The sequence below is a fragment of the Allobosea sp. BH3 genome, assembly GCF_025499465.1.
GTDB lineage: Bacteria > Pseudomonadota > Alphaproteobacteria > Rhizobiales > Beijerinckiaceae > Allobosea.
In genome coordinates, this window is the sequence record NZ_JAIMCA010000001.1 from 758331 (window position 1) to 779619 (window position 21289).

The 21289-nt window shown below is 67.2% G+C and carries 18 protein-coding genes and 1 tRNA gene; 12 read left to right on the forward strand and 7 right to left on the reverse strand.

Going from position 1 to position 21289, the window contains the following annotated elements; genetic code table 11:
- Positions 1 to 6: 6 nt before the first annotated feature.
- From BoBH3_RS03600 to BoBH3_RS03630, 7 genes are all read left to right on the forward strand, one after another.
- On the forward strand, positions 7 to 1437 hold the full coding sequence (locus BoBH3_RS03600; protein WP_262329375.1) for a hypothetical protein: 1431 nt from the start codon (positions 7 to 9) through the stop codon (positions 1435 to 1437).
- 369 nt (positions 1438 to 1806) lie between these two features.
- Positions 1807 to 2688, forward strand: coding sequence for an AAA family ATPase (locus BoBH3_RS03605; RefSeq protein WP_262329376.1), 882 nt, complete (start codon positions 1807 to 1809; stop codon positions 2686 to 2688).
- A 72-nt stretch (positions 2689 to 2760) separates the two neighbouring features.
- Positions 2761 to 3657: a hypothetical protein gene (locus BoBH3_RS03610; RefSeq protein ID WP_262329377.1), complete on the forward strand. Its 897-nt coding sequence runs from the start codon at positions 2761 to 2763 to the stop codon at positions 3655 to 3657.
- Positions 3658 to 3953: 296 nt separating this feature from the next.
- A complete protein-coding gene (locus BoBH3_RS03615) occupies positions 3954 to 4943 on the forward strand; it encodes a hypothetical protein (RefSeq protein WP_262329378.1) in 990 nt (329 codons plus the stop codon).
- Between the two features lie 310 nt (positions 4944 to 5253).
- On the forward strand, positions 5254 to 6129 hold the full coding sequence (locus BoBH3_RS03620) for a hypothetical protein (protein WP_262329379.1): 876 nt from the start codon (positions 5254 to 5256) through the stop codon (positions 6127 to 6129).
- 490 nt (positions 6130 to 6619) lie between these two features.
- Positions 6620 to 6922, forward strand: coding sequence for a hypothetical protein (locus BoBH3_RS03625; protein ID WP_262329380.1), 303 nt, complete (start codon positions 6620 to 6622; stop codon positions 6920 to 6922).
- Positions 6923 to 7138: 216 nt separating this feature from the next.
- The gene (locus tag BoBH3_RS03630; protein ID WP_262329381.1) at positions 7139 to 8017 is read left to right on the forward strand and encodes a tyrosine-type recombinase/integrase; all 879 of its coding nucleotides are present in this window, start codon (positions 7139 to 7141) and stop codon (positions 8015 to 8017) included.
- Positions 8018 to 8074: 57 nt separating this feature from the next.
- Here BoBH3_RS03630 and BoBH3_RS03635 read toward each other — a convergent pair.
- A tRNA-Arg gene (locus tag BoBH3_RS03635) sits at positions 8075 to 8151 on the reverse strand.
- 34 nt (positions 8152 to 8185) lie between these two features.
- Here BoBH3_RS03635 and BoBH3_RS03640 point away from each other — a divergent pair.
- The 4 genes from BoBH3_RS03640 to BoBH3_RS03655 all read left to right on the forward strand — a co-directional run bounded on the left by BoBH3_RS03640 (position 8186) and on the right by BoBH3_RS03655 (position 12419).
- Positions 8186 to 8953, forward strand: a complete 768-nt coding sequence (locus BoBH3_RS03640) for a hypothetical protein (RefSeq protein WP_262329382.1) — start codon at positions 8186 to 8188, stop codon at positions 8951 to 8953.
- Positions 8954 to 8957: 4 nt separating this feature from the next.
- Positions 8958 to 10436: a M48 family metalloprotease gene (locus BoBH3_RS03645; protein ID WP_262329383.1), complete on the forward strand. Its 1479-nt coding sequence runs from the start codon at positions 8958 to 8960 to the stop codon at positions 10434 to 10436.
- Positions 10437 to 10622: 186 nt separating this feature from the next.
- Positions 10623 to 11396: an outer membrane protein gene (locus BoBH3_RS03650; protein WP_262329384.1), complete on the forward strand. Its 774-nt coding sequence runs from the start codon at positions 10623 to 10625 to the stop codon at positions 11394 to 11396.
- Positions 11397 to 11549: 153 nt separating this feature from the next.
- Positions 11550 to 12419, forward strand: coding sequence for a dienelactone hydrolase family protein (locus tag BoBH3_RS03655; RefSeq protein ID WP_262329385.1), 870 nt, complete (start codon positions 11550 to 11552; stop codon positions 12417 to 12419).
- Positions 12420 to 12545: 126 nt separating this feature from the next.
- Here the strand turns inward: BoBH3_RS03655 and BoBH3_RS03660 are convergent, their stop codons facing one another.
- From BoBH3_RS03660 to BoBH3_RS03685, 6 genes are all read right to left on the reverse strand, one after another.
- Positions 12546 to 13145 (reverse strand): CarD family transcriptional regulator, encoded by a 600-nt coding sequence (locus tag BoBH3_RS03660; protein ID WP_262329386.1) that lies wholly within the window; start codon positions 13143 to 13145, stop codon positions 12546 to 12548.
- A gap of 439 nt (positions 13146 to 13584) precedes the next feature.
- The gene (gene fdxA, locus BoBH3_RS03665) at positions 13585 to 13920 is read right to left on the reverse strand and encodes a ferredoxin FdxA (protein WP_262329387.1); all 336 of its coding nucleotides are present in this window, start codon (positions 13918 to 13920) and stop codon (positions 13585 to 13587) included.
- 166 nt (positions 13921 to 14086) lie between these two features.
- Positions 14087 to 14395, reverse strand: a complete 309-nt coding sequence (locus tag BoBH3_RS03670) for an RNA-binding S4 domain-containing protein (protein ID WP_262329388.1) — start codon at positions 14393 to 14395, stop codon at positions 14087 to 14089.
- Positions 14396 to 14419: 24 nt separating this feature from the next.
- A complete protein-coding gene (locus BoBH3_RS03675; protein ID WP_262329389.1) occupies positions 14420 to 17710 on the reverse strand; it encodes a helicase-related protein in 3291 nt (1096 codons plus the stop codon).
- 281 nt (positions 17711 to 17991) lie between these two features.
- Positions 17992 to 18411 (reverse strand): MerR family transcriptional regulator, encoded by a 420-nt coding sequence (locus tag BoBH3_RS03680; protein WP_262329672.1) that lies wholly within the window; start codon positions 18409 to 18411, stop codon positions 17992 to 17994.
- A 202-nt stretch (positions 18412 to 18613) separates the two neighbouring features.
- A complete protein-coding gene (locus BoBH3_RS03685) occupies positions 18614 to 19588 on the reverse strand; it encodes a KpsF/GutQ family sugar-phosphate isomerase (RefSeq protein ID WP_262329390.1) in 975 nt (324 codons plus the stop codon).
- Positions 19589 to 19746: 158 nt separating this feature from the next.
- On the opposite strand from BoBH3_RS03685, the gene BoBH3_RS03690 reads away from it, so the two are divergent.
- Positions 19747 to 21273, forward strand: coding sequence for an outer membrane beta-barrel protein (locus tag BoBH3_RS03690; protein WP_262329391.1), 1527 nt, complete (start codon positions 19747 to 19749; stop codon positions 21271 to 21273).
- Positions 21274 to 21289 lie beyond the last annotated feature (16 nt).

Consider the following 21289-nt stretch of genomic DNA (forward strand, 5'->3'; position numbering starts at 1 on the left):
GCCGTGATGAGCAACTACCTCTTTTACGACCTTGAGACGAGCGGCTTGCAAACCTGCTTCGACGTGCCATTGCAAGCGGCCTTCTTGCAAGCTGGCCCCGATCTCTCAATCGAGCGCGAGCTGACGCTGCGCTGCCGCCTGCCGGCCCACATCGTGCCGTCGCCGGACGCGCTCAGGATCACCGGCGTCACGCCGGCGATGCTGGAGGAGCAGCCGCTGTCCCATCTCGAGATGATGGCGCAGATCGCCCGGATCGTCGCCGATTCCAAGCCCAGCCTGATCCTCGGCTTCAACAACCTCCGCTTCGACGATGAGTGCCTGCGGCAGTCATGGTACCAGTCTCTGCTGCCGCCGTACGCCGCCTCGATGACCGGCGACGGCAGGGGCGATGTGCTTTCCATGCTTCGGGCCGTCGCCCTGGTCGAGCCTCAGGCCATCACCATCCCGCGGGACGACGCCGGCAAGCCGGTGATGAGGCTCGGCGACGTCTGCCGCGCCAATCGGATCGGGTTGAGCGAAGCCGACGCGCATGATGCGCTCGCCGACGTTCGCGCAACCCGCGAGCTGTTCATGCTCCTGCGCGAGCGCGCTCCGTCAACGATGGCGACGATGCTCCTGCACGCAAAAAAGTCCGGGCCAATCGGACTGATGGAAGCGGGCGAGCCAGTGATCCTGGGCGGGACCTCCCGCCTTACTCTGGTGCTGCCAATGATCGCGTCGCCAACCAACCCGGCGGCGCGGGTCTGCCTCGATCTCAGCCAGGATCCGGCCGGGTTTATCGACCTTCCTGCGATTGATCTGCTGGCTCGGATCCGGTCGAGCCAGTCGCCGGTGCGGCAAGTCAGGACGAACGCCATGCCGATCCTGTTCTCCTGGGAACAGGCCGCGCATGCGCTGATCGAGCCGGAGCCGGACGCGGTGTACCGCGATCGGGCGCGGGCGCTGTGGGCGCACCCGACCTTCACCCGGCAGCTCGTCCTCGCGCTCGAGGGACAGTATATGGATCGGGAGTCGTCGCCGTATCCGGATCAGCAGCTGTACGCTGGCGGCTTCGTCTCCGACGCCGATGCCGTGGCCTGCCGGCGCTGGCACGAGATCGAGTGGAAGTACCGGGAGAATCATGCTGCTTGGCACATCCGCGACCCGAGGCTGCGCAGCCTGGCCGTCCGCCAGATCTTCCTAAATGCGCCCGAGGCGCTCTCGCCGGAAGCCCAGCGCCGCGGCCGGAACTGGCTGCGCCATCGCTTGATGACCGAGGACGACGTGCCGTGGCTGACGCTGCCACGCGCCCTGGCGCGATGTGATGAGCTCGCGGCCACGACGGACGAGCCCGACGCGAGAGCGGCTCTCGATCAGATCCGGGCCTGGCTGATTCAGCGCCGCGATTCGCTGGGGCCAGGGGTGGAAACGGATGGCCGAGCGCCCGCCGCGGCTTAGGCGAAGTCGCTTTCGAAGACCCTGACGACGACACAAGGGCGCGACCGCGAGGCGGCGCCCTTTTTCACATCACCGGCCGGGAATGGAACTGCAGGAGCAGGACCCCAACGAACCCGAGCCGGACTCTACATGACCTCGAACACCCGTTCCCCGCGCCGCAGGCGCTCATCGCCGCCGGCGCCTCGCCCCGAGCCCGCCGGCCTCCATCTGTTCGACTACTTCGATGTCGACCGCCGCCTCCACGGCGATCAGGTCTCTTCCTCGAACGATGAGGACGGCAACGCCCATGGCCGGCAGCGCGCGCTCTGGCAGCGGCTCTATGACGACGAGCGCGGCTCGTGGCGCAGCCTGCTCGTGCCGGATGCCGAGATGATCGCCCGCATCGCCGCGCTCGACTTGATCTGCCCACAGTTCGCGGCGGTCACCGCCTGGATCCTGCGGGCCGCGACGCTGGCGATCGCAAGCGGCCAGCCATTGCGCCTCGACCCCTGCGTCCTGCTCGGCGCGCCCGGCGTTGGCAAGAGCTTCTACGCCCACCGCCTGGCGCAGGCGTTTGGCGTCGCGACGCTGACGATCCCGATGAACACCGTCACCGATCGGGGCACCTGGTTTTCGGGATTGGCGCCGGTCTGGCGCGCCAGTGCCCCCGGAAAGATCGCCCAGCTTCTGCTCGACTGCAGTTGCGCCAGCCCGGTCATCTTCATCGACGAGCTTGAGAAGTCGAGTCCGATCAACCCGTCGGAAACGCCCGTCAATGTGCTGCATAGCCTCTTGGAGAAGGAGAATGCCGCGCGCTTCACCGACGAGTTCCTCGAGGTTCCGATCCGCGCCGACCACATCATCTGGATCGCCACCGCCAATGATCTGGCGCCGCTGCCGGCTTCGATTGTCGATCGGTTGATCGCCTTCGAGATCGCGCTGAAGCCGGGGCAAATGTTGGCGATTCAGCGCTCTTTGTTCGATGAGGCGAATGACGCCACCGGCGGCCTGTTTGCAACGCCGACCGATGCCCTGCTCGAACAGCTGATGGCGCAGACGCCGCGAGCAATGTCACGGCTGTGGCCGATCGCCTTCGGCTTCGCCTGCGTTGATGGTCGCCGGCACGTGACGCGGACCGATTTGGCCCAAGCCGAGGACATCCTGCGGCTCGGTCGCGAGGCGAAGGGCCAGATCGGCTTTCTGTCAGGCATCGTGCCGCCAGCGCCGCCGCCTGCGGGTGCGGAACCGCGAAAGACGAGATCCAGGGACTGAAAGGGGAAGCGAGGACGGGGACTCTAGAACCCCAGAGAACCTCCGACGCCTGTGCAAGAGAAAGGAATCAACATGACGAACTCCAACCCGCGCGAGCCCGCGCCCCCCGCGAGCCTGCGCGGCCTGCTGCTCGACCCGACAGTGCGTGCCGTCATCGACGAGCTCGCGGCCCTCCGCCTGCACCAGCCCGGCATCGCCGACTATGCGCACTTCGCCCGCAACCCGCCCTCGGTCGTCGCTATGGTCGACCGGGCCCGCCACCATGCCGCGGAGGTCGCGCGCCTGATCGCGCTCGTCCAGAACACCGACCGCGCTGCCGTCCACCTACAGCTTTCCGGTCTCTATGCGCTGGCTCTCCTCAACGCGACTGCGACGGCTGCCGTCGCGCTGATGCCCGCGCGCACCGGCGCCGATCGCCATGCCCGACGCCAGCATGGCGCCGCCTTCCTGGCGGCGCTGGACAATCCCGAGGAGAACGAGCTGCGCCACGCCGGTGCAATTGCCTTTGGCCGCAACGGGGTCGATGCGGCCGTCATCGCCCAGGACGCCATCGCCTTCGCAGGTCGGGGACGTGGCGCGCCGCCCCAGCCCAGCCGGGCGACGCTGCATGTCATCGAGGAGCAAGCGACGCTGCACCACTGGCTCAAGCAGACGGTCGACCTGACCACACTTCTCGACGAAGCCAGGCGCCATGCCAAGATGGCGAGCCGCTTGGCGATGTCCCTCGACCAGGACGAGCTCAGCTCGCGCGACCGCGATGCGATCGCGGCGGCATTTGAGGGTGCCCTCCTGCAGCATGCCATCGTGCTGGCACAGATCGCCCTGTCCCAGGCGGAGGTCGACACCGACCTCGTGCTCGACGCCGCCCACACCACGGTGACGAACCGCCCGCAGTTGCAGGCGGGGCTGCTGATCGCGATCGCAATGGGCCAGAACCTGCGCACGATGATCGCCGCCAACCCGGTCTGAAAGTGCCCGGCCATGTCCTTCCAGACAGGGCGGCGCTCCCACGCCTCTCCCTGCGAAGAATGAGCTCAGGTACCCGGGGGAGGACCGTGGTGGAGGCGTGGCATCCGGACGGGGAGCGCGTCCCCCGGCGCTCTGACGGAAAAATGCCACAAAAGCCCGTGGGAGAGCGGTGGCGTCGGATCGGCGCCCAGCGACGACGAAGAAAGACAGGCGCCCGGCGGGGCGCCTGTCTCGATTCCGGGAACGGAGTGGGGATGAAGCCACATGGCTTTAACCCCCACTGAGAGACAATTACGATGACTGACAAGAACCTGGACCACGCCGGTCCCAACCAGGGCGGCGCTGTCGACCGCCCGGAGATCCGCACCGACCTCGATCCGATCGCGATCGTCACCGAGCTCGTCAGCGACGATCCCTCCGTTGCCGAGCTCGTCGCCTTCCGCTCTGCGATCCCCGACTTGAAGTTCGCGGCCAGGCAAGCCAAGCGCCTGGCCGACGAGGCCATGCGGGTCCGGTTCGCTGCCGGCTTCAACGACGTTCCCGGCATCGCGGTCGGCCTGACTTTGATCGGCCTCAGCTTCACTGCGCTCGTCGCGATCTGGCCCTCGGACAATCTCGATTGCGTCGAGGCCAAGCTCGCGCTGGCTGAGTCCATCGGACCCTACGGCGACGATCAGGACGGCAGCCACGTTCCCGCCCTCGAGCCGGCGACAGCGACCCGCATCCGCGTCAAGCGCGCGGCCTTCAATGTCGGTGAGCTGATGGTCCCCGCCCGGCCGGCCGTCCCCTCCGCGCAGGACCGTGGTCTCGCCGACTGGCCGCTGCGGCACTACGATCTCAGCACCGTCCTCCCGCCTCAAGGCGGCCCGCCCGTGTTCGTGGATCCCAACGCTCAGCGCTGGGCCGAGATTCTGTCGCAGGCGCCTGATCTCGAACGGCTAGCCTCGCGCGTCGAGCGCTTGATCAAGACGGCCGATCGGCTGTTCGCGCTGTCGCGAACGCCGGGCGAGACTGCCACGGAGCTGCGTCGAGCGGCGGAAGGCGCCCAGCTCATGGCCTATCTGGCGGCGGCCCAGATCGCAATCTGGCCCGTCGTCAAGGGATCCGAGGGGGTGAAGGCCAAGAAGCGGGTCGTCAAAGCGATCGATGACCGGGCCTGCCGCGGCGATCCGCTCCACATGCAGGCGGCCGTCAGGATGATCTTCGAGGACGGTAGCTGGCTCGGCAAGCTCGTCAACTCGGACCGCATGGCCATCGGCATCCCGACCTGGATCGAGATCGTCTGAACATCGTTCGGTGTCGCAAAAGCGCTTTCGAACGGCGTTCGGCTATCGCTGAACGTCGTTCGGGACAGCGTACAGCGCTTTGCGAGCGACAAACTCAAAGTGAACATCGTTCGCCGTCCATCCAAGGAGAGCGAACGACGTTCGACGTGAGGTGAACATCGTTCGGCGCAGATGACGTGGCGGGTTGAACGACGTTCGAAAAAACGTGCAGGCGGTGCCTCCAAGGCGCCGCCTGCACGCATGTCAGGAAGGAGGGATGTGGGAGCCTTGGGCAAGAACCCCCAGGGACCAGAAACCGAAAGACCCTCTCATGACGACCGACATCATCACCGACGGCACCACGCCGATCGCCTTCCCCGTTCTCCCGAAGCTCAAGCCCGGCACCCAGCTGTTGCCGGATGGAAGCGCCGGGGCCGTCACCCACTGGTGGTCCGTGCGCTGGCCCCGGATCGGTGGCGAAGCGCTCCTCCCGCTCCCGCTCGACGCCTTCACCTCCGACGCTTTCAAGCGGACTTACGCTCCCGGCACGCTGGCCTACATCTACTGCGCGGGCTGCGGAGAAGATCATCGCCAACCGACCGTGAAGACGGGCCTGCTAGGCGTCGCCCGGAGGCTCTTCGCCGCGATCCACAAAGTCTCCGTCACGACCCAGGTCAAGCTGACCGACCGGCTCCGGGAACTGAACAAGGATCACTATGGCTGTGTCACCGTCAGCGCCGACGGCTATCCCTGTTCCGATCGAGGCTTCGACAACTGGATGTTCCAGCACATCCTGCCCGTGGGAGCGCCCCTCGAAGGTTCGCCGGTCAAGGTCGCCAACAAGTGCCTTCCGGTTCGACTGCCCCGCGGGCTCTCGAAGGACGAATTCGAGGAGCGCCTTCACATGTACATGGAGGACGCCTCGCTGAACGCCTGGCTCAAGACCCCCGAAGCGCAGGCGCACTGCAAGCAGATTGACCGAACGCCCGAGGAGTTCACGCGCGGCACGGCCTATGGCTTCGGCGACAGTGCCCGCTGGAGCGAGGCCAAGGAGTTCTACTTCATGCGGCCGAAATCCGATGATGCCGATCGGCTAATCCGGATCGCCGAGGTAATCATCCACGACTGGGTCATGAACCCGGCGTCCCGGGACAAGCTCATCAGCTACAAGTCGCTAGGCCAGGGCTATGTGCGAGAGCTTCCATGATCCTGTCGCCGGCCGCCAACGTCAGAACCGACCTAAAAGCTGGATCTCATTAACCAAAGCTACCGAGCGAGCCGATGAAGACCTTGGCTGTCTTTGAGGAAAACGGCGGTTCTGGTAGGCTCTGCCTGTCCCGCAAGCCGATTCGGCCAGATGGGGCGGCAGGTTCTGGCACCTTCAACACAACGGGCCAGAAGCGTCGTCCTTCCGAAAGAGGCCAGCAAAACGAGTGGCAGCCGCGGGATGTGGCCACTTTGCTCTCAGAACAGCGAGAGCAAATAAAAAGGTTCTGGTTCGGGTCGCTTGTTCGATCCGGGCGCGTGGGATTGTGCACGGACTGGGGTCGACATTATCGTATCCTGACAGGGGCGCGGGAACTTCGCTACCTGTCAAATCGCCGGGCGCATCCTCTGTGCCGTGTCCGGGATCGTCCGAGTGGATGGCACGGGTGGTCACTCGCGGAAACGCGAGCCGATATCCGTGAGTCTGTTCGATGAAAAAGTACTCCGCTTCCCCTAGAGAGCACGATTCAAGCGCTCCTCTTCCTCCGCGCCGCGTCGATTCAATCGCCTGGATTCCGCGAGGGCTGCGCCGTGAAGAGGCCGCCTACTACATCGGCGTAGGCACCACGAAGTTCGACCAGTTGGTAGCGGACCGTAGGATGCCCAAGGGGAGGCGCTTGGATGGTCGCGTGGTTTGGGATCGAATTGAACTCGACATGGCGTTCTCTGATTTAGCAAGCGCCGATGAGAATGCGATCGACGGCGCCTTTCGAAAGAGCGCGAGCTTCCGCTAGCGTCTGGACATGACCCAAACCTATCCCAATGCAGGTCGATACAAAGATCGCCACGGCCGTGAACGCTGGCGCTTTCGACGTTCAGGTAAGACAATCCCGCTACCGGGTCTGCCAGGCGATCCAGAATTCGAGGAAGCCTATCAGGCCGCCGTTGAAGGCCGCACGCCGCGCAAGGCTGAGGTGGTCAGGCATCCCCTCGCAGCGCTGCCGCGATCGATGCGGGCTGCATGGCGCGTCGTTACCACCAAGACGACCGAGTGGAAGCAACTCGACGCAGTCACCCAGCAGAAGCAGTCGGCGATCGCCGAAGCCTTCCTCGAGTCCCCGATCGCCGAGGGCGTCAAGACGCTTTGGGGCGAGGCGCCGATGGCCGATCTGCGGCGCCGACACCTTAAGGGCCTGCTGGCCGATCGCAGCGACAGGCCACACGCCGCGCGGCATCTGCTCGTCACCATCCGCAAGATGATCCTGGTCGCGCTCGACGAGGAATGGATCGAGACCGATCCGAGCTATCGGCTCAACTATAGGCCGAAGCTCAAAGGCTGGCGCGCCTGGACCGACGACGAGCGCAAGCAGTTCGAGACCAAGTGGCCGATCGGCACGACGCCGCGCCTCGTCTATACGCTTGCGCTCTGGCTCGGGAACCGCCGAAGCGACGTCGCGGCCCTACCCGTCACGGCGATCCGAGGCGACACGATCGCCCTGACTCAAATTAAGACTAGGCGGGAGATGCGGCTGCCGATCTCGCCGATGCTGCGTGAGGCCCTCGACGCGACCGACCTGAAAGGTCCGACGATCCTGCTCACTGCCTATGGCGAGCCGTTCTCTGCGAAGTCGCTCACAGGCCGCATGGCGGACTGGACCAAGTCGGCAGGCCTGCCCAAGGGCTGCACCCTGCATGGCCTGCGCAAGACGCTCGGCGGCATGCTCGCCGATGGCGGCGCCACGACCCGCGAGATCATGGACACGCTCGGTCACACTGACATTAAGCACGCCGAGCTTTACACGAAGTCGGCGAACCAGGAGCGCCTTGCCCGTGCAGGGCTGCAGAAGGTCACGGACCTTCACGAAGAGCATAAAAAGCGGGGCGGCTAACCGATTGGCGAACCACCTTGGCGAACCGCCTGGTAACCCATTGATATAGGCTATTTTTGGCGTCCCGGAAGGGATTCGAACCCCTGACCTACGGTTTAGGAAACCGTTGCTCTATCCTGCTGAGCTACCGGGACGCACGAGACTCCGTGTAGCATAATCACGATGCGGGTGAAGTCCCTTCTTGTCGCTGTCACGATCGAGGCGCTGGCGGTCGTTCCGGCAGTCTTCGCGGCCGGGTGCCCTGCGCCGGAGGGCGAGGTCGCAACCGTCCGGCTGGCCGGCACCGATACCGCAGGCGACCCGCTTCTGAGCGACGGCCGCAGCCTGCGCCTCATCGGCCTCGCGCCGCGACAGGACGCTGCCGAGGCCGCGCGCTTCAGCGCCGGCCTGACCCTGTATCGCGACCGCACGCTCGAACTCGCCATCGCCGGCGAGCGCGACCGCTGGGGGCGGTGGCCGGCCCGGCTCTATATCCCGGCCGAGGCGCCCGGCGGCCCGCGCCAGGATCTCGCGCTCCTGCTGCAGCATGGCGGCGCGGCCCTGCCTCTGGCGGAGCCGGCGCCCGCCGCCTGCGCGGGCAAGGCCGCTCCCATCCGGCAGGCTGCGACATCGAAGCCGCTTCAACCCGCCTCGACCGCCATCGACGGCCATGATCTCGCCGCTGTAAAGGCGCAGGAAGGGCGATACGTCAGGCTGGAAGGCCGAATCGCCTCGGTGGGCGAACGTTCCCAGCGGACCTATCTGAACTTCTCGCGCCGCCCCGGGGAGGCTGCTTCGATCGTGGTGACGCGCAGCCTCTGGCGAGAATTGAAGGAAAGCGGCTGGACCGTAGCCGGCCTGGGCGGTAAACGCCTGCGCGCCTATGGTGTTCTCTCCGGACGCGACGGCCTCCTGCTGGAGGCGACGTCCCGGGCAGCGCTGGAACTGATCGACTGAGGATATGCTGGAATTCTGCCGAGCATCGCGTTCATGGCGACTGGCGGCGGTCGCGCTGCCGGCCCTGCTGCTCGCAGGCTGCTTCGGCGATCAGAACGCGCTGCTGCCGTCGACCACGGGCAGCACCAGCGACGAGATCGCCCCGCGCCTCAGCCCGGCCCAGCGCGCCTCCGACCAGGAGCACCAGCGGCTGCTGGCGGCGTTTGGTGGCGAATACCGCGCGCCGCGCGCCCGCGCCGCGATCGAGGAGGTCGTCCAGAAGCTTGCCAGGGCCGGCGAGGGCCAGATCGGCCAATACGAGATCACCATCCTGAATTCCCCGGTCGTCAACGCCTTCGCGCTGCCAAACGGCCGGCTGTACGTCACGCGCGGGCTGCTCGTCCTGGCCAACGATACGGCCGAGATCGCTTCGGTGCTCGCGCATGAGATCGCCCATGTCACCGCGCGCCATGCCGTCGAGCGCGCCGAGAAGGAAGCGGAATCGGCGCTGGTCAGCGAGGTCGTCTCGCAGGTGCTGAAGGATCCCTCGCGCGGCGCGGCCGTGCAGGCGGGCTCGAAGCTCTCGCTCGCCAAATTCTCGCGCCAGCAGGAGCTCACCGCCGACCAGATCAGCGTGCGCAACATCTCGCGGGCCGGCTACGACCCGTATGGCGCCAGCCGTTTCCTCGCCACGCTCGGCCGCAACACCGCCTATCGCGCGGGCGGCCAGAGCCAGAGCGCCGACGACAAGCGGCTCGACATCCTCTCCAGCCACCCGCAGACGCCCGAGCGCATCGCCGCCGTCACCGCCGCCGCCCGCCAGATCGGCGCGCCCGGCATCGGAGAGCGCGATTCCGGGCGCTGGCTCGCCGCCATCGAGGGGCTCGCCTATGGCGACGATCCGCGCGACGGCGTCGTGCGCGGCCGGCGCTACCTCAACAGCACGCTGCGCATCGCCTTCGCGGCGCCGGAGGGCTTCAGCCTCGAAGCCGCACAGGACATGGTCATCGGCGTCAGCGCCAGCGGCGCCCAGGCGCTGCGCTTCGACTCGGTGACGCTGAAGAGCGGCCAGACGCTGGAATCCTATGTCGCCGCCGGCTGGATCGAGGGCGTCGAGACCAACGGCATCGAACAGATCCAGATCGGCGGCCAGCCCGCCGTCATCGCCCATGGCAAGGGCACGGACTGGATGTTCCGCCTCGCGGCCGTACAGGTGGGGGAGCGCGTCTACCGCTTCATCCTGGCCGCACGCGGCGCGAGCGACCCCGAGCGGGCGATGCGCAGCCTGATCGACAGCTTCCGCACGCTCAGCCCGGCGGAGGCTCAGGCTGTGAAGCCCATGCAGATCCGGATCGTGCCGGCCGAGGCGGGCGACACCGTCGCCAGCATGGCCGAGCGCATGCCGGGACAGGATCGGCCGGCCGAGCTCTTCCGCCTGCTCAATGGCCTTGACCGGGACGCGCCCCTCGACCCGAGCCGGCGCTACAAGATCGTCGCGGAATAAAGCATAGACGGGCCGGTCTTTCGGTATTTCGTTTCGATTGAATTTACGGGTTTATGTTTCAATTGCCCCGGTTGCTGCCGACTTCATGATTCGGCATGGCGAACGCTATCTGCCGTGGGGGCTGAGAACATGAAGACGTTTGTTTCATTTGCGGCAGCAGCCGGCTTCCTCTACGGATCGGCTGCCTTGGCTGCTGATCTGCCCTCGCGTCAATACGTTGCGCCGGTTGCGGTTCCACCCGCCTTCACCTGGACCGGCTTCTATGTCGGCGCGAATGCGGGCTATGTCTGGAGCGAGAACCGTTCCCGCTACAGCTATGCTTTGACCAATCCTGCCGATTTTGCCGATTTCAACGCCCTCGCCCTCGTCCCGCAGAGCCTCGGCCGCAACGGCAATGGCTTCGTCGGCGGCGGCCAGATCGGCTACAATTATCAGATCGACCGCTTCGTGCTCGGCGCCGAGGCCGACATTCAGTATCTCGACGGGCGCCAGCAATCCTCCTGGTCGAGGACGCTGAGCGACGCCGTCGGCACCGCCACCGTCACCACCACCGCCCGCTCCAGCATCGACTGGCTCGGCACGGTCCGCGCCCGGGCCGGCTACGCCTTCGATCGCACCCTGGTCTATGCGACGGGCGGCCTCGCCTATGGCCGGACAAAGGACGCCTCCAGCATCATTCCCACCGGCTCGGACGATGACGGCCCGTTCCAGGGTCTCTGGACGGGCAGGAAGGCCGGCACCCGCGCCGGCTGGACGCTTGGCGGCGGCGTCGAATACGCCATCACCGACAACCTGACGCTCAAGGGCGAGTATCTCTATTACGATCTCGGCAGGACGAAATATGTCCTCTCCGGCTTCTCGACCGACCCCGATGACGAGTTCCTCGGAGCAACGGTGCGCCGGAAAACAAGTGGCAGCATCGTCCGCGCCGGCCTGAACTGGAAGTTCTCGACCTTCTGAAGCCCTCGCTGGTCTAACGCCACGCGGCCCCAACAGGATTGTGGTCGCACCGGCACGGCGTGCTTTCACAAGACTGCGAGACGCAGCCCTCCCTCTCCCACTTCGTCTTTTCCCGTCGTTATGATCGGGAAAGGCAACGTCAGGGAGATGAGAATGGCGCTCGACCGCAGGATCGTCGAACTCTACGACGAATACACGCACAAGCCGCTCGACCGGCGCGTCTTCATGAACCGGCTGCTGGCCGTCGCCGGCTCCGCCGCAGCGGCCGAAGCGGCGCTCGCCCTGCTGGAGCCGAACTACGCGCACGCCCAGCAGATCGCGCCCGACGACGCCCGCATCGCCGCCACGCGCCTCGACGCCACGGTCGATGGCGTCGCGCTGAAGGGCTATCTCGTCACGCCCAAGGCAGAAGCCCGGCGCGGCGGCGTCCTCGTCATCCATGAGAACCGCGGGCTCAACCCGCATATCGAGGACATCACCCGGCGCGTCGTGCTCGAGGGCTTCACCGCGCTCGGCCTCGATTTCCTGACGCCGCTCGGCGGCACGCCGACCGATGCGGACGCCGCCCGCGCGCTCTTCCCGCAGCTTTCGCCGGAGAACGTCGTGGCGCAGGGCCGCGCCGCGTTCAAATACCTGGCAGCACGCCCTGATGCGAACGGCAAGCTCGGCGCGGTCGGCTTCTGCTGGGGCGGCGGCGCGGTCAACGATCTCGCCGTCTCTGCGCCGGAGCTCAATGCCGGCGTCATCTTCTATGGCCGCCCGCCCGATCTCGCCAAGGTGCCGCAGATCAAGGCGCGGCTCCTGATCCAGCAGGCCTCTCGCGACACGCGCCTCGTCGGCATGCTGCCGGACCACGAGAAGGCACTGAAGGCTGCCGGCATCCGCTACGAGGCGATCGTCTATCCGGATGTCGACCACGCCTTCATGAACGACACCAGCGCCGAGCGCTACAACGCCGCCGCGGCTAAGCAGGCCTGGGCCCGCAGCATCGCCTTCCTCAAGGCGGAGACGGGCACCGCCTGAGCGGGTGTAGCCGTCGTTCCCGGCGCTTTCCGTGCCAATTGCGGCAGCCAGAGCGTTCGACAACCGCCCAACAAAAAACCCGGCGGTTGCCCGCCGGGTTCTTCAAATCCTTTCGGAGGAAACCGCTCAGGCGGCCTCTTCCTGGATGTCGTCGTTGTCGCCTTCCAGCTCGGCATCGGCAGCCTCGGCTTCGGCCTTGCTGGCGCGACGCGGCGACTTGGCAAGCTGCGCCTCGATCTTCTTGAGCGCCTCGGTCTCGGTGACGTCGTCGACAACCGCGATCTCGCGCGTCATGCGGTCGAGGGCAGCCTCATAGAGCTGGCGCTCGGAGTAGGACTGCTCGGGCTGAGCCTCGGAGCGATAGAGATCGCGCACGACCTCAGCGATGGCGACCAGATCGCCCGAATTGATCTTCGCCTCGTATTCCTGCGCGCGGCGCGACCACATGGTGCGCTTGACGCGCGCGCGGCCGGTGAGCGTGGTCAGCGCCTTGGCGACGGCCTCGGCATCGGCGAGCTTGCGCAGGCCGACGCTGGCGGCCTTGGCGGTGGGGACGCGCAGCGTCATCTTGTCCTTCTGGAAGCTGACCACGAAGAGCTCGAGCTTGAAGCCGGCAACTTCCTGTTCCTCGATCGCCGTGATCTGACCGACGCCATGGGACGGGTAGACGACGTATTCGCCCGTCTTGAAACCCAAGCGCACAACAGCTTTCTTCACAGTGGACATGCCGTTACGACTCCTGACCGGCCCGCTCGACGCGAGCACGCGATGATCTGTCCCCGTCCGGTTGGCCGGGGACCTTCCGCCTGACGCGACGCAAAATGGGCACCGCTTCACGCTCCCTCAGTCGACTGTTTCTTTCGCCCCATGGATGAACGCTATGAAGGCCGGCGGGAACCGGTCTTTCTCACGTTCTGGCGTTGGGGGTGCCCCGTATTGCAGGACCTCGCAGGGGCGTGCGGAACGAATTCGACTAGGGCTGGCTTGTAACACAAAAAACACGCCGAATCAAAGGTAAACGCGCAGCGGCGTCCCCCCGCACGGGCATGGCCAAGTCGTGGTTAATGCATCAGGCCGAAAAAATAAGCCGACTTTCGGGGCCGCCGATGCAATGTCGAAGATGCGCTGCGAGAGATGACCAAAGGTCATTTTTCCGTGGGCAGGATCAGTCTCCCTCGCCGGGATTCGGAGACAGCATCTCGAGCTTGCCCGGCACGCCGTCGAACGCCTTGGCGTCCGCGGGAGGCTCCTTCTTCTGCGTAATGTTGGGCCAGCTCGCCGCGAATTTCCCGTTGAGCTGCAGCCAGCTTTCGAGGCCGGGCTCGGTGTCGGGCTTGATCGCCTCGGCCGGGCATTCCGGCTCGCACACGCCGCAATCGATGCACTCGTCCGGATGGATGACGAGGAAGTTCTCGCCTTCATAGAAGCAGTCGACCGGGCAGACCTCGACGCAGTCCATATACTTGCACTTGATGCAGTTCTCGGTGACCACATAGGTCATGGGCCGGCCCTTCCAACACTTCTAAACAACCCCATAAACCCCTGCCGGGCGGCGGTTTCAAGGTTGTTCTCTCATTGTCCGGCAGAACGATCCTTCGTCCGGTCACATACCGGAGAACGATCTGCGCCGCGGGCAGCGCATGGCCCGCCGACGATCGCGGGCGGATTTAATCGCCGTCCCCGCTCTCCGCAAGCGGCGCATCGTCGCTGCCGCCGGCCAGGCGCTCATAGAGCAGCCGCGCCGTCTCGAACGGCCCCCGCCGCTCGGCGAAGGCGCGCACCCGCACCACCATCGTCGCGTGCGGCAGCGCCAGCGTCAGCACGTCGCCGAGCTTCACGCCCTGCGCGGCGTTGACGACCCGCCGCCCCTCGATGCGGACATGGCCGTCCTCCACCAGGCGCACAGCGGCCGGGCGGGTCCGCGCGAAGCGCGCGAACCAGAGCCATTTGTCGAGGCGTTGACGATGCTCCTGCAAGCGGTCCGCGCCTCCCAGGCCGGGTCAGTTCTTGCTGCCCTCGAGCTGCGCCTTGAGCGCCGCGAGCTTGGCGAAGGGCGAATCCGGGTCCGGCTCGCGATTGGCCGGGCGCGGACGCGGCGCCTGCTGGAAGCGCTCCCGCTCGCCACCACCCCGATCCTCCCGCCGAGGACCGCCCGGGCGACCCTCACGCTTGAAATCGGGGTTGAACTCCCGCCGGGGACCGCGCCCACCCTCGGGACGTCCCTGCCGGGGCTGCTCGTCGCGCCGCGGGCGCTCCTGCTGTGGGCGCTCCTGGCGCGGGGCGGCTTCGCCCTCGGCCCGCGCCGCAGCCGGCTGCTGCTGGCCGGGACGGCCGCTGTCGCGGCGCTGCCCACCCGGCCTGCCGTCCCGCTGCGGACGCTCGCCGCGGCCCTGCTCGCCATCGCGCCGGCCCCGCTGGCCATGCTCCGGCCGGCGTCCACCCTGATGGCGATGCGGGCGCCAGATCTCGATCTGCTCCGGCTCGGCCGGCGCATCCGTAGCCTCCGCCGCTTCCGCAGCGACCGGCTCCCCAGCCTCGACCGCGGCCTCAGCCGTGACCGGCAGGGCCGACATCGCATCGGCCGGAACCGGCTCCGGTTGGGTTTCGGCTTCCGTCAGGACCGGCACATCGGCAGTCTCCTCCGCCGGCGCCTCCTCAGTCGCGACCGCGGTCTCGGTCAGCACCTCGACGGGATCGGCATCCGCTGCCGCCTCGGCCGGAGCCGCATCCTCGGCGCTCGCCTGCTCGGGAGCCATGTCGGGCTGCGCCTCGACGACGACAGCCGGCTCGGTCGAGGCCGGCGGAGCCGCCAGGGCCACCGTGATGGCCGGGCCAGAGCGCTTGGTCGAGACATAGCCGAGCGAGCGCAGGATCGAGGCGAAATCCTCGCCGGCGCAGCCGACGAGCGAAGTCATCGCGCCGGTGACGACGAAGCCGTCCTGATCGGCTGTGCCAGCCGGCGGCTGACCTGGCGTGACGCCGGGGCGATAAGCGATCGCCGGGCGGATGAGATCGGCGAGGCGCTCCAGGATGTCGACGCGCACCGCGCGCTCACCGCAGACGCGATAGCCGGCCGCGCGATAGAGCCCCTTCGGCACGGCCTTGTCGACCGGGAAGGAGGTGCGGCCGGACGCTGCCAGATGCGCGATATCGTCGAGCCCGGCCGTCTCCGGCCCGCCATGCTTCAGCGCCCAGAGCTGTGCGGCGAGCGCCCGCGGCGCCGGCTTGAGCAGCGCCGGCAGGTAGAGGTGGAACGCGCCGAAGCGGATGCCGAGCTGGCGCAGCGCAGCGCGCCCGTCCTGCTCCAGCGCCTTCATCTCCTCGCCGACCTTGGAACGCTCCAGCACACCAAGCGCCTCGGCCGCCTGATAGGCGATGCCGCGCGCGATGCCCGTGACGTTCTCGGCCGCCTCCAGGATCTGGAGAGCGCCGAGCAGGCGGGTGATGTGATTCTTCAGCCAGAGCGCGAGCCGGGCCTCGACCTGCTCGCGCGCAGCGCCGGTGAGGTGCTCTTCCACGAGAAGCCGCAGCCGCGGCTCCAGCACCTTCTCGCCGGCGACGAGCCGGGCGACCGGCTCGCCGGTCCAGCGCAGCAGCCCGTCATGAGCGAGGATGAAAGCATCGTCCCCCGCCAGCACGACGCGCGCCGCCCGCGATTCGATCTCGGCGCCGAGCGCCTTCATCGCCGCCAGGTTCAAGGCCTTGACCTCGGCCCCGCCTGCCTTCGGGTCCGCCGTGAAGCGGAAGCCCTGCAGCATCCCCACATGCTGGCCCTCGACGAGCACGTCGCCCGTCGCGGTGACCTCAGCCTCCAACATCGCATTCTCCCGCAAGCGGCGCATCAGTACGCTGGTGCGCCGATCGACAAATCGGCTGGCGAGACGCTCGTGCAGAGCATCCGACAGCTTGTCCTCTACAAGACGCGCCATGCCCTGCCAATGCTCAGGATCGGGCAACCAGTCGGGTCTGTTCGCGACGAAGGTCCATGTCCGGACCTGCGCGATGCGCGCCGAGAGCGTGTCGATCTCGCCATCGGTGCGGTCTAGCGAGGCGAGTTGGGCCGAATACCAGTCGATATCGAGCCGGCCATGGCGCATCAGACGCAGGTAAAGCGTGGTCGCCAGGTCCGAATGCTGCATCGGCGAGATCTTGCGATAATCCGGCAGCGCGCAGACCTCCCAGAGCCGCTCGACCCCCGCGCGCCCCTGCGCCAGCCTCGCGACATCCGGATCTCGCGAGAGGATTTCGAGCGTCGACATGTCCTCGGCGATCAGCGCCCGCGTCAGCCCCTGCTCGGAGGGCTGGATATTGAGCGTATCGAGGAGCCCCGCAACCGAGCGCAGGTCGAGATCGGAATTGCGCCACTGCATCTGCCGAATCGGCTCGAAGCGATGATTCTCGATCGCCTCAACCAGCTCGACGCCGAACGGCGCGCTGCGGCCGGTCGTGCCGAAGGTGCCGTCACGCAGGTGCCGCCCGGCGCGGCCGGCGATCTGGCCGAACTCGGCCGGGTGCAGCTGCCGGTAATGATGCCCGTCGAATTTTCGCTCGGCGGCGAAGGCGATGTGGTTGACGTCGAGATTGAGCCCCATGCCGATGGCATCGGTCGCGACCAGATAGTCGACATCGCCGGATTGGTAGATCTCGACCTGGGCGTTGCGCGTGCGTGGCGAAAGCGCGCCGAGCACCACCGCCGCCCCGCCCTTCTGCCGGCGGATCAGCTCGGCGATGGCGTAAACCTCCTCGACCGAGAATGCGACGATGGCAGAGCGCGGCGGCAGCCGCGTGATCTTGCGGTCACCGGCGAACACCAGTTCGGAAAGGCGCGGGCGCGAGACGACGTTCACGCCCGGTATCAGCTGCTCGATCAGCGGGCGCATCGTGGCGGCCCCGATCAGCATGGTCTCGGCCCGGCCGCGCCGGTTCAGCAGCCGATCGGTGAAGACATGGCCGCGGTCGAGATCGGCAGCGAGCTGGATTTCGTCGATGGCGACGAAATCGACCGCGAGGTCGCGCGGCATCGCCTCGACGGTGCAGACCCAGAAGCGCGGCCGGTCGGGCTTGATCTTCTCCTCGCCGGTCACGAGGGCGACGGCCTCGGGGCCGACCTTTTCGACCACCCGCTGGTAGACTTCGCGCGCCAGCAGCCTGAGCGGCAGGCCGATCATCCCCGTGGGATGGGCGACCATGCGCTCGATGGCGAGATGGGTCTTGCCGGTGTTGGTCGGGCCCAGCACCGCCGTGACGCCATGGGCGCGGGCGGCGGGCGGCAGCGAACGAAAAGGAAGCAAGGCGACGGAGCCGATCGTTTCGTCCGGCCCTCGCGGGCCGGATCATGAACTGGAATCAGGAACGAGTCTGGAACGAAGCGAGGCCGAATCGCTGACTCGGGCAGAATCGGGGTTTGTTCCCCTTTTGGGGACTCACCCCCGTCAAGCGCAGTAGCGGCATCGCGCGACCCTCTCGCGACATCCTCTCAGGGGCAGCGCGAAGGCTGCCTAGCACGGCCCCTATTTAAGCCTTTCGGCGCGGGAAACGAGAGGCAATCCGCCTCCTGCTCCAAAACCCCGCATCAATGATGGGCATGGTTGCACTGGCCATGGTCGGCCAACGCCTCGATGATCGCGCAATCGCAGGCCGCGACGCCGCCGTGGCAGGTCGTGGCGATGCGCTCCAGCTCCTTTTCCAGCGAGCGCAGCCGCGCGATCTTGTCCCGCACCTCCTCCAGATGCGCCACCGAGATCGCATGGGCCTCGTCGCAGGCGATGCCGGACGTGTCCGAGAGCCTGAGCAGCGTGCGGATATTGTCGACAGCGAAGCCGAGATCGCGCGCATGCTTGATGAAGGCGAGGCGCTCGGCGTGGCGGCGACTGTAGCGGCGTTGGTTACCCTCGGAGCGCTCCGGCGGCGGCAGCAGCCCGACCTGCTCGTAGTAGCGGATCGTCTCGACCTTGACGCCGGTGCGCTCAGCGAGCGCCCCGATCGGCATCACGCGTTCGAGCCCGTTCATGGCAGCCTCCGAAAGCTGTAGTGTCTAGAGCTTTAGATAAGCAGGCACATTGGAGCCGCAAGAGTCCCGGCGCTCGTCAGTCTCGGACGAAGCGAAGCGCAGACCCGAGAATCTTCGGCAGAAAAAAGCTCGGGAGCGTCCGTGTCACGAGATGCTCGGGTCAAGCCCGAGCATGACGCTGAAACTACGCCACGCCCATCGCCAGCAGGTCATGCACATGGACGATGCCGACCGGCTTCTCCTGCGCGTCGACCACGATCAGCGCGGTGATCCGCAGCCGGTTGACCAGCTCGAGCGCCTCGACAGCGAGCGTGTCGAGCCCGATGCGGCGGGGATTGGCGGTCATGATGTCGCGCGCCCTCAGCGAATCGCCGCCGCCCATCGTCGCCTTGCGGCGCAGATCGCCATCGGTGACGACGCCGGCGAGCTTGCCCTCGCCATCCATGACGATGGCGCAGCCGAAGCCTTTGGCCGAGATCATCGCGATGATGTCGGGCAGAGCCGTGTCGAGCCCGATCAGCGGCAACTCCCCACCACGATGCATGATGCTGTCGACGGTCTTGAGCTGGGCGCCGAGCTTGCCGCCCGGGTGATAGACGAAAAAGTCCTGACGAGAGAAGCCCCGCGCCTCCAGCAGCGCCACCGCCAGCGCATCGCCGAGCGCGATCTGCATCGTCGTCGAGGTGGTGGGCGCGAGCCCGTTCGGGCAGGCCTCGGTCGCCTTGGGCAGGATCAGCGCGACATCGGCCTCCTTGCCGAGCGTGCTCTCGGGGTTGGAGGTGAAGGCGATGAGCCCGACGCGGAAGCGCCGCGTATAGCCGACGATCGCCGCGAGTTCCGCCGTCTCGCCCGACCAGGATAGCGCGATCACCACATCTTCGGGCTGCACCATGCCGAGATCGCCATGGCTGGCCTCGGCGGGATGGACGAAGTGGGCGGGCGTCCCGGTCGAGGCCAGCGTCGCCGCGAGCTTGCGCCCGACATGGCCGGACTTGCCCATCCCTGAGACGACGACCCGCCCCGTCGCGGCGCGGATCATTGCCACCGCCTCGGCGAAGGGCCCGCCCAGCCCGTTGGCGAGCGCCGCATGGAGCGTGTCGAGCCCATCGCGCTCGGTGGCGACGGTGCGGAGGGCGGAGGCGCGGATATCGGCTGTCATGGCGTCGCGCTCTAGCACGGCCACCGCCGGCATTTCTACCGCGGCGGATGCCGCGGCCTCGCGTTGACGGCTCCTTAACCCCGTTCGTTCTAACTCCGTTAACCATGCGCGCCTTGCGGCGCGTGCTGTTGCTTTCGCCTTGGAGCCCCGCGAACCCCGTGTCCGGTCGCGCGAAAATCCTGCTTCTGTCCGGCGCTGCGCTGTCCGGACTAGCGTTCGCCTGCACGGCAGCGAGCGCCCAGCAGACGCGCGGGCTCAGGACGGGCACCCCGAGCTACATCGCCCAGCAGCCGGCCCCACCCGAGCGCTCCACCGTATCCGCCGAGCCGATGCCGCAAGCCATCCGCGATCCGGCCGCCCTGGTCCAGGGCCAGGGCTCGGCGGTCTCGAACCGCCAGCCGCCACGCGCCAGTGCGCCGGTGCAAGGCTCGGCCGTGCGCGGCGTCACGCAGCGCCAGTTCCGCGCCCCGCAACCGGCGGTCGCGACATTGCCGCCTCCAGCCCCTCCCCCGCCGCCGCCACCGCGCAGGCGGCAGCCGGAGGAGGATCCCTATGCCGCGCTCGGCGTGAGGGTCGGTTCGGTCATCCTCAGGCCATCCGTCACCAATTCGATCGGCTACGACACCAACCCGCAGCGCAGCACGGGTGCGGAAGCCAAAGGCTCCGCCTTCGGCCGCTACGAGGGCGAGCTGGGGGTCCAGTCCGACTGGCGCATCCATGAGCTCAAGGGCCAGCTTCGCGGCGCCTATCTGGACTACTTCCGCAACCCCGAGGCTTCGAGACCCGAGGGCGAGGGCAATCTCGACCTGCGCCTGGATATGACGCGCGACACGCGCGTCCTGCTGGAATCGCGCATCCGGCTCGACACGCAGCGCCCCGGCTCGCCGGACCTGTCCGCCAACGTCGTCGGCCGCCCGCTGACCTGGCAATATGGCGGCTCGGCCGGGGTGAGCCATGATTTCAACCGGCTCCAGCTGACCCTGCGCGGCTCCGTCGACCGCTACGACTACGAGGACGCCAAGCTGTCGAGCGGCGCCATCCTCTCGCAGAAGGACCGCAACATGACGCAGTACGGTCTGCGGCTGCGTGCGGGCTACGAGGTCTCGCCGGGCTTCAGACCCTTCATCCAGGGCGAGATCGACCAACGCGCATTCGACGAGAAGGTGGATTCGAGCGGCTACGAGCGCTCGTCTAGCGGCGTTTCGGCCAGGATCGGCTCAAGCTTCGAGATCAGCCGCCAGCTCACCGGCGAGGTCTCGGGCGGCTATCAGGACCGCAAATACGAAGATCCGCGCCTCAAGAACCTGCGCGGCTTCGTCGGCGACGCGGCCGTCATCTGGGCGCCCACTCCGCTGACCACGGTGACGCTGCGCGGCACGGCAGAATTGGGCGACACCACCATCGCCGGCTCCTCCGGCACGACCAACCGCCGCCTGAGCCTCGAGATCGCCCATGCGCTGCGCCGCAACCTCACCGTCACCGGCTTCACCGGCTTCGGCCGCACCGATTACGAGGGGCAGAACATCCGCGAGGACTACATGAATGTCGGCGCGCGGGTCGAATACAAGCTGACCCGCACCTTCGCCATCCGCGCGAGCTTCACTCATGAGCGGCTGAACTCGACGTCGCAGGGTGCGGACTACACGGCGAATGTCTCGCTGGTGGGCCTGAGGGTGCAGTTCTAGGGACTAACCTCGACGC